We start from the raw sequence: 14,111 nt of genomic DNA on the forward strand, positions 1-14,111 counted from the left end.
GGCGGCCGCTCCCCTCGTGGGGGCGGCCGCCGTTCCATGTCCGCTGCTGTCTCTCCGCCGTACGACGGCGCCGGCAGCCGCTGGGTTCCTGGTCGCGGTCGACGACAGCCGGCCTCAGCGGACGGCGGCGACCGAGATCACGGCGCCCGGGTGCCCCTCGTCCTCGACGACGGCGGCGGGTATGCCGGCGGCCCGCAACTCGCCCGACAGCGCCGCCGCCTCGTCCGTCGGGGCGAAGGCGTGCACCCCGACCGGCGCGCCGCTCAAGGCGTATCGGGGGGCCAGCCGCTTCGCCAGCAGCGCCCGGCGTCCGTCGTAGACCCGGCGTGCCCGGCGCAGGTGCCGGTCCAGGTCGCCGGACTCGATCAGCGCCGAGACCGTCAGCTGCAGCACCGTCGACACCCCGAGGTCGGAGTCCTCGCGCTGTTCGCGGAGCCGGTCGGCCACGGACGGCGGCGCGACGATCCAGCCCAGCCGCAGTCCCGGCGCCAGCAGCTTGGACAGCGACCCGGTGAACACGACCAGGTCCGGCGCCAGCGCCTGCACCGCCGCAGGCACGACGCCCGGTGCGGCGAGGTGCGAGTCGTAGTCGTCCTCGACGATCCAGCGGCCGCCGGCGCGGCAGGCGTCGACGAGCGCCCGTCGCCGCGGGGCGGACAGCTGCACGCCGGTCGGGTACTGATGGCTCGCCGTGATCATCACCGCCCCGATCCCGCTGCCGCCAGCTGGAGCGCCGGGCAGCAGGGCGGGATCGAGACCGGCGGCATCGATCGGCACCTCCACCACCTCGACCCGGCGGCGCACCAGGTGATGCGTGGTGCCGGGGGAACATGGCCGCTCGACCGCCCAGGTCCCTACGCCGAGCACCGTCGCCAGCATCCACATCGCGTGCGAGACGCCGCCGGTGACGTGGATCTGATCCGGTTCGGCCGACACGCCGCGGGTCCGGGCGAGCCAGTCCGCCAGCGCGGCGCGCAGCCGTGGATGACCGGCCGGATCCGGATAACCGAGGTCCCGCTCGGAGAGCCCGGCGAGCGCGGCGCGGGTCGCGGCGGCCCAGGGCCGATGCGGGAAGAGCGCCGGGTCGGGCACGCCTGGCGACGGCGGCGGCGCGGCCGAGCTCGGTGGGGCCAGCGCCGGTGCTCCGGGACCGGGTCCGCCGGTCACCATCGGCCGTCGCCGCGGTTCGGAGCGGATGAACCCCTCGTCCTGCAGCTGCGCGTACACCGCGTCGGCCGTCCCGCGGGCGATACCGACGGCCTGAGCGAGGTCACGGGCGCCGGGCAACGCCGTCCCTGCCGGCAGCCGGCCTCCGAGGATCGCGTCGATCAGCCGGCCGCGCAGCCACGTGGCCTTCCCGTTCGGCGGCGGCGGACCCCAGGGCGCGGCGAGCTCGGCGGCGGCATCGGACGTCACTGGCCTAGTGGACCATGTCCTGTCTGGCCCTGTCTATCGGGCCAGATGCCGCACAGGATCGTGCCATGACCCGACTCACGTCGCCCACCCTCTCCGGGGCGCTGGCCTGCACCGTCGGCATGACCATCGTGGGGGCCTCGATCGCCTTCGGCCCGCTGCTCGCCGACTACCCGGTGCTCGCGGGACAGACGTGGCGGTATCTGCTGGCCGGGCTCGTGCTGCTCGCCGTCATGCGGGTGCGCCGGGTCCCCGTCCCGCGGCCGCGGCCGCGCCAGCTGGGCCGGCTCCTGCTCCTGGCCGGGACCGGGCTGGCCGCGTTCAACTGGCTGCTCATCGAGGGCACGCAGCAGTCCGACCCGGCGTTCTTCGCGGCCGTGCTCGGTGCGACGCCGCTGGTGCTGGCGCTGGCCGGTCCGCTGTTCGACGGCGGCCGCGTGCGCGCCCGGACCGTCGCCGGCAGCGCGGTCGTCGTGGCCGGGATCCTGGTCGTGCAGGGAGCGACGACCGCCCCGCTCGGCGCGCTGCCGTACGCCGTCGGCTTCCTGCTCTGCGAGGCGGCGTTCACGCTGCTCGCCGTCCCGCTGCTCAAGGAGTTCAGCCCGCTGCAGGTGTCCGGCGCGGTCTGCCTGGTGGCGGTCCCGCTGCTGGCCGTCCTGGCGCAAGTGGAGCCGGGCGCCGACCTCGTCGTCCCGACGGCGTCCGAGGCGGCGACGCTCGCGTTCCTGGCCGTGTGCACGACGGCGATCGCGTTCCTGCTGTGGTACGGCGGCGTGGTCCGGCTCGGCGCGGACCGGGCCGGCCTGTTCGCCGGGGTGATGCCGATTGCCGGCATGGTCGTCGCCGTTGTCGCCGGCACGTCCGTCTGGTCCCCGGTGGGTTCGGCCGGCTCGCTGCTCTGCGGTGCCGGCATCGCCCTCGGGCTGCGCCGTCCGGCGGCTCCGGCCCGGCGTCCCGAGGCCGCGGGCACCAGCGTCCCCGAGACCGTCTGAGCGACCGACCGGCGCCGGGTGTTCGCGGCGGGCGTAGGCGAGCCCGGCCCGCACCGGACGGCCGCGGCCCGAGAATCTACGCATGGTGGACTGGCTCGACGACCAAGGCGTGGTGACCCTGCCCAGCGGCGCGACGGTGCGCGGACGGGCGCTCGGCTTGGAGGCCAGTCCGGCGGACTTCGCGCTGGTCCTGACGGACGGGACCATGCCGGCGTGGCCGCATCGGCGGATCCGCTGGCCGGACTTCTGGATCCCGCTCGACCGCGCCGACGCCCTCGACGCGCTGCACGAGGCGCACAAGCGGGCACGGGACGGCGACCGGGTCGAGGTCGCCTGCCGTGGTGGCCGGGGCCGGACGGGAACGGCGCTGGCCGCGCTAGCGATCCTCGACGGTGTCCCGGCGGCGGAGGCGGTCGGCTGGATCCGTGCGCGCTATCACCCGAAGGCCGTCGAGACTCCCTGGCAGCGCCGGTGGCTCCGTGCCGTGCGCTGACGACCCCGGCGGCCGGCGCCGGTCAGTCGATCGCCAGGTACGCCGTCCGCAGGGCCTGCCGGGCCCGCGACGCCAGGCTGGAGACCGCGTTCGGCGTCAGCGACATGCCGGCCGCCAGCTCAGCCGGCGAGTAGCGGTCGACCTCGACCAGCCACAGGATGCTGCGCCAGCGCGGCGGCAGCGAGGCCCACGCGGCGGTGGCCCGCTCCGCCTGTGCCGGTGGCTGGACGGGGTCGGTGTGCCGCTCCCACATGTCGGGATCGTCGTTGGTGACGATGCGGCTCTCCGACTTGGAGTACCGGTACGCCAGGTGCTTCACGGTCGCCAGGACGTAACCGGTGAAGGAGTCGCGCGGGCCGCGGCCGGACCGGACCGCCCGCAGTACGAGATAGAAGGTCTCTTGGACGAGGTCGTCGGCGGCGTGTGTGTCGCGCACGATGTTGTGCGCGGCGCGCCGGGCCATCGGGGACACTCTGCGGTAGAGAGTGCCGAACGCGACGTCGTCCCCTTGATACGCGCGATCGAGCAAAACGGTCAACTCTTCATGATCCCACCCCTTGATCATGCTGAAACGTTGGCTGTGACCAGGCCGATCCGGCGTCGGGGATGTCCGCACGCGTGCATTCGGTAAACACGTACGTGGTCCGGAAAAGGACCGAAATAGCCGGTTCAAAACCGATGAAATCCGTTCAATATGGACAACCCAAACCAATGACTGTGAGCGAGATCACGTTTATCATTCGTGCTGTGGTGCCGACGTGGCGGCTCTTCAGGGGTGAGGCCGCCAGTTGGAGGGGGCGAGGGATCCATGGCAGAACGCAGGCGCAAGTACCGGGCCGCACATGCCCAACTCGGGACGGGTCCGCGATACCTGACCGCGATGAGCCGCGGCGCCGGGGCACACCGGGCCCGCGCACACAGGACGGGTCTCCGCCAGCGGTTCAGAGCCATGTTCGTGGCCCGGTCCTGGTAACGGGTCGCCGCACCCGACCGGCCCGTTGAGCTCGGCGCCTTTCCCGGCTACGGCCCGTCCGCCCGGAGCCGGGAAAGGCGCCGCGGCCGGCCGCCCGTGCCTGCGCCGCGATGTCAGCGACGCCGCACGTCAGCCGGCCACCGCGGGCGTCGCGGGGTGCGCCGCGCCGAGCTCGGTGAAGATCTCGGTGTTCATCCCGTACGCGGCGATCACCTCGTCGATCACCCGGTCCCGCTCGTCCGGGTTCCACGGCGCGGCGTCGAGCCGCGCGCGGTAGGCGTCCTTGAATGGCCGCGGCTTCGGGATCTGCGCGAAGTGGTAGAACCGCACGCCGTCGCCGCCCGGCTCGAAGCCGTACGTGCGCGACACGATCGTCCCGACGGCCAGCCCGCCGGACAGATCGCCCAGATAGCGGGTGTAGTGGTGGGCGACGAAGCCGCCGGGCCACTGCGCCGTCTCACGGATGCGGTCGGCGTACCGGCGGGTCCCGGTGAGCGGCTCGAGATCGTCGACGGCGTCGGCGCCGCCCAGCAGGAACGCGAGATCGCGGCGCAGCGACGGCGCCCGGGTGAGGTCGTCGGTGACGAACGGCCCGGCGATCGGGTCGTCGCGCATTCCGGCGGCCACCGACTCCAGCGCCTCGTAGACGAACAGGTGCTGGGTGACGAGCGCGGTGTACCCCTCGCGGCTGATCCGGCCCTCCATCAGCGCGTTGATGAAGTCTGCGCCGTTGGCGACGTCGTGCAGAGGCCAGCTGCGCTCGCGCAGGGCCTGGGAGAATGTTCGGGGCTCGGCCTCGGCCGGCGTTCGGGTGGTCGGCACGGATTCTCCTCCGGGTCGGCGCTGCGCTTGGGACAGTATCGCATCTTAGGTTTGCCTACCCAGATATAGGTATGCCTTACCTATACCGATACCGTGGCTCATGACCCACAGAAGCCCGACATCAGGGTGAAGGGCGGGACATGTCGAACGCTTCCGACGGTGCCCGCATCGCCGTCGACCTGTGACGGCGCTGCGGGTGGTCCTGGCGACGGGGCCTCGGTGAGCTCGGCTGAGACCGTGGCGGCCGCATCCGGCACCGGTCCGGAGGCCAGACGATCACCGAGCCCAAGGCCGACGGGCTCGACCCGGCCGGTGAGACGATCACCCGCTCCACAAGTTGATCTTGGAGTTGTTCGGCATTGGTGGGCGGTTTGTCCGATAGATGGCCGAACAATTCCAAGATCAACGTGGGCGGAGTGGAATCGAGGGAGCGGGCGGCGGGTTGGTTCGAGCATGGTGACCACCGGAGCGCTGCTCGGAATCGCGGCCGTCGCGCTGGGCCTCGTGCTCACGCCGGGGCCGAACATGATCTACCTGGTGTCGCGGTCGATCACCCAGGGACGCCGGGCGGGGCTCGTCTCGCTGACCGGTGTCGCGGCCGGTTTCGTCGTCTACGTGCTGGCCGCCGCGGCCGGCATCGCGGCGGTGTTCACGCTGGTGCCGGCGTTGTACACGGCGCTGAAGATCGCCGGCGCGGCCTACCTGCTGTGGCTGGCGTGGAAGGCGATCCGGCCGGGCGGCGAGTCGGTGTTCGCGCCGAAGCCGCTGCCGGCCGACCCGCCGCGCCGGCTCTTCGCCATGGGCCTGGTGACCAACCTGCTCAACCCGAAGATCGCGATCCTCTACGTGTCGCTGCTGCCGCAGTTCGTCGACCCCGCGCGCGGCAGCGTCGCGGGGCAGAGCGTCGTGCTCGGGCTGACGCAGATCGCGGTGGCGCTGACGGTGAACGCGCTGATCGTGCTGACCGCCGGCTCGCTGGCGTCGTTCCTCGGCTCGCGGCCGCTGTGGCTGCGGGCGCAGCGCTGGATGATGGGGTCGGTGCTGGCCGGGCTCGCGGTGCGGATGCTCACCGACCGGTCCAAGCCGGTCGCCGCCGCGACCTAACACACGCCGTAGTTCAGATACATGAGGCCGTTGCCGAACTGGCGCTCGTCCAGCCGAGCCGCCGGTGGACCCCGGCGAACGCGCGCTCGGCCTCCGCGCGGCAGTAGGCGGATAGCGTCGGCAGCCTGGGCGGCGCCGGCCGCGCGCCCCGCCAGGCCTGCGAGCCGGCGAACGCCAGCGCCAGGTCGGTCACCAGGTCGTCGTCGACCGGCCGCTCCGCCATCAGCTCGTCGAACGCCGGAGTGTCGACCCAGGTCAGCGCCAGCATGAACGCATCGGCCCACGACGGACCGAGGCAGGACATCCCCCAGTCGAGGATCACCACGGCGTCGTCCGGCCGGATCAGCAGGTTGTCCTCGCGCACGTCCCAGTGGCACAGCGACTCGACGGCGAGCCGCTCCGGCAGCCGGGCGACGCGTCGGTACAGCGTGGCGATCCGGCCGGCCATCCACGGCGGCAGGGCGTGCTCCGGTGCGCCGGCCAGCTCGGCCCAGCGCTCCCGCCAGCGCTCGGCCACGTCCGGGAGCCGCCGCGTGACCACGCCCGGCGGCGACGGCGTCAGCTCGCGCGCCTGCCGGTCGACCAGGGCACGGACGGCGGTCGCGTCGGCGCCGTACGGATCGGCGAGGTCCGGCGGGCGGCCGTCGACGTCCTCGAGCAGCAGCGCGACCCAATCGCCGTCGTCGTAGCTCCCGAGCAGCGCGGGCCGGTACGGCGCCGGCGGCAGCCACCCGAGCACCGCGATCTCGCGACGGAACAGCAGCGGCGTGTCCGGCTGCAGCGACGCGCCGACCGCCTTGACGAACGCGGTCTGTCCGCCGGCGGTCACCAGCCGGGTTGCGCAGCCGGGCGACATCCCGCCGGTCTGCTCGGTCGTGGTCGTGACGGCGGAGCCGAGCGACGTCTCGACCCAGTCGCGCACCGCCGGCGGAATCCGCTCGTACCGGACTCGGACCCCGGCGGCTCGCGGCATCGCGACAGAATATCGGCGTGACGACACCACACCCCAGCCTGTCCGACGACGACGTCGCCCGCGTGCGCGACGCGCTGGCGGCGGCCGGGTACACCGTCGACGGCGTCCGCCACCTGCTCGGTCCGCGGGCTGCCGCGGCACTGGACCGCAACGAGACCACGCCGGGCCGGCTCGCCGTCGGCGGGCGGGACGACGCGCCGGCGCTGCTGGCGCGGCTGTGGTCGCTGCAGGCGCCGGTCGAGCGGCGGCTGCTCGAGCGGGTGCTGCCGGTCGAGCCGCTGCTGGCCGGCGGCATCCTCGAAGCGAGCGCCGACGGCGACACCGTCCGGGCCGTGGTCGACGTCCGGCCGTACGCCGACGACGCCGGCGACTGGTGGGTGGTCGCCGACCTCACGCCCGGCATGGACGGTCAGCGGGCGCCGATCCCCGACGACCACGTCCTCGGCCTCAACGCCGCATCCAGCACGCTCGCCCAGCTCACCGTCCGCCGGCCGATCGAGCGCGCCCTCGACCTCGGCACCGGCTGCGGCGTCCAGTCGCTGCACCTCGCCCGGCACAGCGTGCACGTGGTCGCGACCGACGTGAACCCCCGGGCCCTGGCGCTGGCGGCGCTGACTGTGCGCCTGAACGGCCTCGACGTCGACCTGCGCCGCGGCAGCCTCTTCGAGCCGGTCGGCGGCGAGACGTTCGACCTGATCGCGACGAACCCGCCGTTCGTCGTCTCACCCGGCGGCACGCACGTGTACCGCGACGGCGGCCTGCCGGGCGACGAGATCTCCCGCCGGGTCGTCGTCGACGGGGCCCGGCACCTTTCCGAAGGCGGGCTGCTGCAGTCGCTGGCGAACTGGACACACGTCCGCGGGGAGGACTGGCGCGACCGGCTCGGCGCCTGGGTCGCGGCGACCGGCTGCGACGCCTGGGTGATCCAGCGCGAGGTCGAGGACCCCGCGGAGTACGTCGAGCTGTGGCTGCGCGACTCGGGCGAGGTCGGCGACGCCGGCTACGCGCAGCGGTACGCGGACTGGCTGCGCTGGTTCGATGAGCAGTCCGTCGAAGGGATCGGGTTCGGCTGGATCGCTCTGCGCCGGTCCGGCGCGGCCGACCCGGTGGTCCGCATCGAGGAGTGGCCGCACGCCGTCGAGCAGCCGCTCGGGCCGGCCGTCGGCGCGTGGTTCGACCGGGTGTCCGAGCTGCGGGTTCGTGACGACGAGCTGCTGGCCACCCGGCTCGTGCAGGCCGCCGACGTCGTGCAGGAGCAGGTCGGCCGCCCCGGCGACGAGGATCCCGAGCACATCGTGCTCCGGCAGCGGCGCGGCCTGCTGCGCGCCGTCACCGCCGGGACCGCCGAGGCCGGGTTCGTCGGCGCCTGTGACGGGACGCTGCCGGCCGGGACGATCGTCGACGCGCTGGCGACGGTGCTGGAGGCCGACGCCGTGGCGCTGCAGGCGGAGCTGCTGCCGCGGGTGCGCACGCTCGTCCAGGACGGCTTCCTGGAGTTCATCGGCCGTTAATACGCGCCGGCGACGGCGGTGACGCCGACCACCAGGTAGACCAGCCCGCCGAGCAGGACGCCGACGGCGGCGAGCAGGGGCACGCCGCGGGTGATCCACGTCAGCCGGGACGAGCGGTGCGCCGAGTCCGCCAGCAGAGAGCTGCCCTTGATCACCAGCAGGCCGACGGCGGTGAGCGTCCCGGCCAGCCCGATCGCGAAGCAGACCACCAGGATCAGCGCGTACGCCGTCCGGCCGGTGAGGATGCCGCTCACCAGGATCAGGAACGCCGACGGCGACGGCAGCAGCCCGCCGGACAGCCCGAGCGCGACCAGACCCCGTCGCGACCACGGCGCCACGCCGGGCGGCGGCTCGTGCCCGTGACCGTGGCCGTGCCCATGGCCGTGCCCATGACCATGACCGTGCCCGTGTCCGTGCCCGTGTCCGTGCCCGTGTCCGTGGCCGGCGGCGGCGAGTGCCGGCGCGGCCCGGACGCTGCGCACGTACCGCCGCAGCAGCCCGACCCCGACGGCGACGACGATCACCGCGGAGATCACCTGCAGCCAGGACGTGAGCACCCGGGTGTCGGTGCCGCCGGACGCCGTCAGGCCGACCCAGCCCAGCGCCAGCACGAGCACCGAGAACGTGTGCATGCCGGCGACGATCGCGCCCAGCACGACCGCGTCGCGGTACCGGGCGTGCGCGCCGATCAGATAGGCGGCCGCGATGGTCTTGCCGTGCCCGGGCGCGACGGCGTGCGCGCAGCCCACCACGACCGCGACGACCAGCCCGGTCCACCAGACGCCCGGGTTGTCGAAGAGCGCGATCAGCCGGGTGTCGAGTTCGTAGAGCCAGTTCACCGGGCCGCCTCGACGGTCTGCGCCATCGCGTCGGCGGCCGGGCGCGCGTCGGGCTGCCGCCGGGTCGTGCCGCGGCGCCACCAGAGCAGGCCGCCGGCGAGGGCGGCGAGAATCAATCCGCCGGCCGTCATCAGCGCGACCCGGGCCGTCCCGCCGGCCGACGCCGCGTCGAAGCTCCACTGCTGCGTGGCGGTGCTGGCCGTGAACAGCGCCTGTGCGGGCTCCGACGCGACGTCCGACGTGACGACGGTGCGGTAGTTCTCGTTGATGTCGGTGAGCGTCGTGACCGTCAGCTCGACGGTGCCGACCGGCCGCGGGCAGGTGTAGACCAGCTGCGCGCCGAGCGTCAGCAGATCCTGCAGCTGCGTGACCTGCCCCTCGCACGGCTGCCCGTCCTGCTCGATCACGAAGTGCGAGAGCAGGTAGCTGGGCAGGTTGTCCGAGCGGGCCAGCAGCTCGGCGCCGGTGAGCTGGGCGCCGTTCTCGTCGGTCTGCGTCGTGAACGCGTCGAGGTGCTCGCCAAGGTTCACCCAGTCGTCCTCGGCCGCGGTCCAGGTGACCGCCACCTCCGCGCCGTCGACGTCCAGCCGTGCCGACAACGGCGGCCCGAACGGGTGCGCGCCGGCCGGCGCCGCCGCCAGTCCGGCGACCCCGGCGGCCGTTATGACGGCTGCGAGCGCTACGGCGACCTGCCGGCGCGGACCGCGGTTCCTGTGGACGATCGGCACCGGCCCTCCTTCGGCGTGACAGGACTGCGCACAGCCAACATCGGCCGGGCGCGCAGCATCCGCCGCCCGGCCGTCGTCCACGTGAACCCCCGATGAACATCCCGTTCGTCCCGGCATGTCCGGTTCCGGTGGGCCAACCCAGTCGGGGGCCATGGAGAGACGTGATCGGCGCGGCGATCTCGTCCGTACGCCGACGCCGCGCCGCCCTGGGCTGGGCTGGGCCGGTCGTGACCCCGGGGACGGGGTGACACCGGTGCCAACAGTTGGCGTCCTTGTCACCACGCTCCTACGTCGACCCTCCCGGCGTCGGTGAGAGCCAGCGGGTCGACGTTCTCGGCGGCACCACCTGACCACGGATCGGGGCGAGGAGCCTCAAGAGTCCGCCGATTCGTCGAACCGAGGGCCGTGGGATCGTGTGTACGGCCATGCGACTCAGGACTGCGCGCCGGCCTCGGCCAGCTGGGCGTCGCTGCGGAGGACGCAGAACTCGTTGCCCTCGGGGTCGGCCAGCGTGACCCAGCCCGTGCCGGCGCCGTATATGCCGCGATGGTCGGCGACCTCGGTGGCGCCGATGCCGCGCAGCCGCTCGATCTCCTCGTCCTGGGTGCGGTCGGTGGGGCGCAGGTCGAAATGCATGCGGTTCTTGACGGTCTTGCCCTCGGGCACCTCGATGAACAGCACCTGGTGGCTGCCGTCCGGCGCCTGGATCATGCACTCGTCGTGGCCGGGCTGGTTGGGGTCGTCGGCGATGTCGACGTAGGCGAGGACCTGCTTCCACCACTCCGACAGCTCGTAGGCGTTGGCGCAGTCGATGGTCGTGTGCGAGATGCGCGACGTCATGGGCCACAGCCTGCCGCACGACGGCGCCGCCGGACGACAGGTTTACGGCAGGCCGTCAAACACTGCACGCAGCTCCGGCCACGCGGACGACCGGCAGTAGACCGGGATCTCGTCGATCGGCACCGGCCGGGTCACCGCCTGCCCACCGGACACCGGCGTGCCCGTCCACACGTCCACCCACGAGCCCGCCGGCAGGTATACGTTCCACGTCGACGCGCCCGGTGACAGGACCGGCGCCACCAGCAGGTCGTCACCCAGCAGGAACTGCCGGTCGGCGACCGACCACGCCGACGCGTCGCCGGGGAAGTCGAAGAACAGCCCGCGCATCAGCGGCGCCGCACCCGACACGGCCGCCGCGGCGGCCGACGACAGGTAGCCGACCAGTCGCTCCCGCAGGTGCGCGAACCGGCGGAACACCGGCAGCACCCGCTCGTCCCCGGTCTGTTCGGCGACGTTCCACGGGGTGCGGTCGCGCAGCGGCAGCCGGTGGTGGTTGAACTCCGAGTGGTACTGCATGATCGGCATGAACGTCGACGCCGCGGCGGCGCGCAGGTACAGCTCGGCATCGGGCACGTCGCCGGAGAAGCCGGCCAGGTCCCAGCCCCAGTAGACGATCCCGCAGGCCCCGGCCGTGACCCCGGCGACGACGGCAGCGCGGAACCCGTCCCACGTCGAGTCCTCGTCGCCGCCCCAGAACGCGCCGTGCGCCTGCGACCCGGTGAAGCCGGCCCGGCTGAACGTCACCGGCGCCTTGCCCGCCGACCGCAACAGGTCGCCGTAGGCCCGCGCGTACTCGACGGGGAACCGGTTGTTGCCGGCCAGCCCGCGCGCCGACCCGCCAGCGTGCACCAGGTCGTGCCCCCACGCGTGCTCGCCGCCGTCGGTCTTGAAGCCGTCGATCCCGACCTCCTCGACCAGGTAGCGGCGCTTCTCCGTCCACCAGGTGCGCGCCTTCTCCGACGCGAGGTCCGGCATCAGCGCCAGCGGGAACCACCAGCCGCGGTTGCGGTACGGCCGCCCGTCCGCCTCGGTGACGAGGAAGCCGCCCGCGATCGCCGCGCGTGCGTCCGCCGCCAGCTGGCCGGTCGGGTGCGGCCGCATCTTCAGCAGTGGGATCTGCCACAACAGGACCCGGACGTCGCGCGCGTGCAGCTCGTCGACCATGCCCTTCGGGTCCGGCCAAGCGCCGTCGGCGGGGAAGGTGAAATCGGCCAGCAGGTGCGGCGAGCCGTCCTCGTTCACGTCGTAAACGGCGTCGCGGAACGCGGTGAACGTCGACTCGTCGCTCCACGCCTCGATGACCAGGGCGCCGACGGGGATGTCGTGGTCCCGGTGGGCGTCCAGCTCCGCCATCACCCGGGCCTGCGTGTTCCACTCGTTGCCGCTGGCCCAGAGCCGGAACACCCAGTCGGGCAGGGCCTCCGGCCGGCCCACCTCGTCGACGAACTGCCGGACGACATCGGCGGGCGCGCCGGCGTAGAGCCGGACGGAAAGCGCGTCGTCGCCGTCCAGCTCGGCCTCGACGACCAGCTGGTCAGGCGTCGTCGCGCCGACGTCGTACCAGGTGCGCCGGGCCGTGCGGACGTGGAACCCCCACGACGAAGACGAACCGACGACCAGCGCGTACGGCATCGGCAGGTACGTCCGCCCGTGCGCGCCCTGCGCCTTGTACTGCTCGAACACGACGGCGTCCAGCGTGCGGCCGCGCTGGTCGACGGCGTCGTAGCGCTCACCGAACCCGACGACGTGCTCGCCCCCGGCAAGCTGGAGCGCGAACCGGACGCGTCGCGGCCCCTCCGGACCGGTCAGCCACTCGACGCTGCTCGGCACCAGCCGGTCGGTGCCGCCCTCGCCGGACAGCGTCAACTCGCCGCCCGACGACGACCACGCGCCGGCCGACACCTCATACCAGCGAGTCCGTCGAGTCGCACCGGAAGCCGTCGTCGCCACGAACCGGTACCGGTACACCGTCCCGGCGGCCAGTGGCGGCGTCCACACCGACCAGTACGACCGGTCCGCCAGCGACCGCGCCTGCGCGGCGGCCAAGTGCCCGCCGTCCGCCGCCTCGTCTGCGGCGGAGTCCCCCGACGACGGCGCCAGCAGCGGCCAGGTCTCCACCCCGCCAGGGCCGGACCACTCGCACACGACGGCGACGACGGCGTCGGACCCGCGAACCCGCAGCTCGCAGGCCTGGCCGTCCACCGGGAGCGCCGGGACCCGCTGGTCGCCGGTGACGGCGTACGGGTGCTCGGAGCCGAACGGACGGTGCCGGATCATCGGGCGCTCCCCACCAGGCCGAGCTCGGCCGCCAGCGTCAGGTACATGCCGTGCGACCAGAGCAGCGGCGTCGCGACCGTGCCCCAGCGGTCGATCCACTCCTGCTCGCGGTCCGGGGCCAGCAGGTGGTGCCCGACCTGCTCGGGCAGCTCGCCGTCCGGCGTGGCCTGCGCCGCGATCCACCGCAGGCTCGCCAGCGCCTTCTCACGACGCCCGGCCGCGGCGTGGTTCCAGCCGAGCAACGCCGTCAGCAGCGGCCACTGCCCGCCGCCGTAGAACGTGTCGGCGGCGTACCGGTGCACGCCACCGTCGACGCACAGCGCGGCCTCGACGGCGTCCACCGTCGCCCTCCCGATCGCGCTCTCGACTCCGACCAGCCCGAACGGCGCGACGCAGGCCAGCAGGCTCGCGTCGACGTCGGCCGCGCCGAGCCATTTCATCAGGTGACCGTCGACAACGCCCTCGGCGAGCACCAGCGAGTCGATCGCCGCGGCGGCCTCGGCCGCGGCCGACCGCAATGCGCCCGGCAGCGCGCCGGCCAGCGCCGGATGGGCCGTCGCCGCCGCCAACCCGGCCCGGATCGCGCCCAGCGTGGACACGTGCCGGTGGTCGACGTGCTCCTCCCACCAGTCGTAGCAGGGCCGGGCCCAGAACGTCGTCAGGTACCGCACCGCCGTGGCCACGCCGCCGTCGACACCGTCGACCGGTCCGTGCCGGTCGGCGTGCGCCGCCAGCGCCCACAACCAGGTGCCGTAGCCGTCGAGCTGGAAGTCCCACCACGGGTCGTTCCCGACGGCGCCGTCGATGGTGTACCGCGTCGGCAGCATGTCGGCGACCGGGATGTGCTCGCCCCTGCCGGCCCGCCCGACCAGCGCGTCGACCTGGTCCGTCCGCTTGGTCAGCACGTCGGCGCACCAGCGGTGGAAGGCCGCCGGGCCGTCGGCGTCGCCGTACCGGCTGGCGCCCTCGGCGATGAACGCGCCGTCACGGAACCAGCTGTAGCCGCGGTAGGCGCTGAACGTCGGGCTGGCCGGGTAGGCGCCGGACGGGGCCTGGTGGGTGGCGATGACCCGGTGGCTGGCCTCGGCGAGCGTGACCAGCTCGCCGAGGTCGGCCGGGGTGGAGGTGTCGGTCACGGATGCTCTC

The 14,111-nt window shown here is 73.6% G+C and carries 13 protein-coding genes; 4 read left to right on the forward strand and 9 right to left on the reverse strand.

Features of this window, described 5'->3' with window-relative positions; genetic code table 11:
- Positions 1–114 precede the first annotated feature (114 nt).
- Positions 115–1,416, reverse strand: coding sequence for an aminotransferase-like domain-containing protein (locus E1262_RS09620; protein ID WP_132102907.1), 1,302 nt, complete (start codon positions 1,414–1,416; stop codon positions 115–117).
- A 65-nt stretch (positions 1,417–1,481) separates the two neighbouring features.
- Here E1262_RS09620 and E1262_RS09625 point away from each other — a divergent pair, with 65 nt between their 5' ends.
- On the forward strand, positions 1,482–2,405 hold the full coding sequence (locus tag E1262_RS09625) for a DMT family transporter (RefSeq protein ID WP_162605839.1): 924 nt from the start codon (positions 1,482–1,484) through the stop codon (positions 2,403–2,405).
- Positions 2,406–2,487: 82 nt separating this feature from the next.
- On the forward strand, positions 2,488–2,898 hold the full coding sequence (locus tag E1262_RS09630; protein WP_132102909.1) for a protein-tyrosine phosphatase family protein: 411 nt from the start codon (positions 2,488–2,490) through the stop codon (positions 2,896–2,898).
- Positions 2,899–2,920: 22 nt separating this feature from the next.
- On the opposite strand, the gene E1262_RS09635 is transcribed toward E1262_RS09630, so the two are convergent.
- On the reverse strand, positions 2,921–3,463 hold the full coding sequence (locus E1262_RS09635; protein WP_132102910.1) for an RNA polymerase sigma factor: 543 nt from the start codon (positions 3,461–3,463) through the stop codon (positions 2,921–2,923).
- Positions 3,464–4,000: 537 nt separating this feature from the next.
- Positions 4,001–4,693 carry a biliverdin-producing heme oxygenase gene (locus E1262_RS09640; protein WP_132102911.1) on the reverse strand — a complete coding sequence of 231 codons (693 nt, stop codon included), beginning with the start codon at positions 4,691–4,693 and terminating at the stop codon, positions 4,001–4,003.
- A 453-nt stretch (positions 4,694–5,146) separates the two neighbouring features.
- Between E1262_RS09640 and E1262_RS09645 the strand changes: the two genes are divergently transcribed.
- Positions 5,147–5,797 carry a LysE family translocator gene (locus tag E1262_RS09645; protein WP_132102912.1) on the forward strand — a complete coding sequence of 217 codons (651 nt, stop codon included), beginning with the start codon at positions 5,147–5,149 and terminating at the stop codon, positions 5,795–5,797.
- Positions 5,798–5,810: 13 nt separating this feature from the next.
- Here E1262_RS09645 and E1262_RS09650 read toward each other — a convergent pair whose 3' ends face one another.
- Positions 5,811–6,770: a phosphotransferase family protein gene (locus E1262_RS09650; protein ID WP_132102913.1), complete on the reverse strand. Its 960-nt coding sequence runs from the start codon at positions 6,768–6,770 to the stop codon at positions 5,811–5,813.
- Positions 6,771–6,787: 17 nt separating this feature from the next.
- On the opposite strand from E1262_RS09650, the gene E1262_RS09655 reads away from it, so the two are divergent.
- A complete protein-coding gene (locus E1262_RS09655; RefSeq protein ID WP_238992886.1) occupies positions 6,788–8,281 on the forward strand; it encodes a DUF7059 domain-containing protein in 1,494 nt (497 codons plus the stop codon).
- Here E1262_RS09655 and E1262_RS09660 read toward each other — a convergent pair.
- The 5 genes from E1262_RS09660 to E1262_RS09680 all read right to left on the reverse strand — a co-directional run bounded on the left by E1262_RS09660 (position 8,278) and on the right by E1262_RS09680 (position 14,101).
- Positions 8,278–9,120, reverse strand: a complete 843-nt coding sequence (locus E1262_RS09660; protein WP_132102915.1) for a hypothetical protein — start codon at positions 9,118–9,120, stop codon at positions 8,278–8,280. The two genes, E1262_RS09655 and E1262_RS09660, sit on opposite strands and share 4 nt — an antisense overlap.
- Positions 9,117–9,848 carry a hypothetical protein gene (locus E1262_RS09665; RefSeq protein WP_132102916.1) on the reverse strand — a complete coding sequence of 244 codons (732 nt, stop codon included), beginning with the start codon at positions 9,846–9,848 and terminating at the stop codon, positions 9,117–9,119. The genes E1262_RS09660 and E1262_RS09665 overlap by 4 nt, the downstream gene beginning before the upstream one ends.
- Before the next feature lie 432 nt (positions 9,849–10,280).
- Positions 10,281–10,688 carry a VOC family protein gene (locus tag E1262_RS09670; protein ID WP_132102917.1) on the reverse strand — a complete coding sequence of 136 codons (408 nt, stop codon included), beginning with the start codon at positions 10,686–10,688 and terminating at the stop codon, positions 10,281–10,283.
- A gap of 42 nt (positions 10,689–10,730) precedes the next feature.
- On the reverse strand, positions 10,731–12,965 hold the full coding sequence (locus tag E1262_RS09675; RefSeq protein WP_132102918.1) for a glycoside hydrolase family 31 protein: 2,235 nt from the start codon (positions 12,963–12,965) through the stop codon (positions 10,731–10,733).
- Positions 12,962–14,101 (reverse strand): glycoside hydrolase family 15 protein, encoded by a 1,140-nt coding sequence (locus tag E1262_RS09680; protein ID WP_132102919.1) that lies wholly within the window; start codon positions 14,099–14,101, stop codon positions 12,962–12,964. Before E1262_RS09680 ends, E1262_RS09675 begins: the two co-directional genes overlap by 4 nt.
- Positions 14,102–14,111: the final 10 nt, after the last annotated feature.

It is taken from the genome of Jiangella aurantiaca (assembly GCF_004349105.1).
Lineage (GTDB): Bacteria > Actinomycetota > Actinomycetes > Jiangellales > Jiangellaceae > Jiangella > Jiangella aurantiaca.

Bases quoted from the DNA above. Each gene is read 5' to 3' on its own strand.
- E1262_RS09675 (WP_132102918.1), bottom strand. From the start codon at position 12,965: ATGATCCGGCACCGTCCGTTCGGCTCCGAGCACCCGTACGCCGTCACC.
- E1262_RS09670 (WP_132102917.1), bottom strand. From the start codon at position 10,688: ATGACGTCGCGCATCTCGCACACGACCATCGACTGCGCCAACGCCTAC.
- E1262_RS09625 (WP_162605839.1), top strand. From the start codon at position 1,482: ATGACCCGACTCACGTCGCCCACCCTCTCCGGGGCGCTGGCCTGCACC.
- E1262_RS09650 (WP_132102913.1), bottom strand. From the start codon at position 6,770: ATGCCGCGAGCCGCCGGGGTCCGAGTCCGGTACGAGCGGATTCCGCCG.
- E1262_RS09630 (WP_132102909.1), top strand. From the start codon at position 2,488: ATGGTGGACTGGCTCGACGACCAAGGCGTGGTGACCCTGCCCAGCGGC.
- E1262_RS09635 (WP_132102910.1), bottom strand. From the start codon at position 3,463: ATGATCAAGGGGTGGGATCATGAAGAGTTGACCGTTTTGCTCGATCGC.
- E1262_RS09645 (WP_132102912.1), top strand. From the start codon at position 5,147: ATGGTGACCACCGGAGCGCTGCTCGGAATCGCGGCCGTCGCGCTGGGC.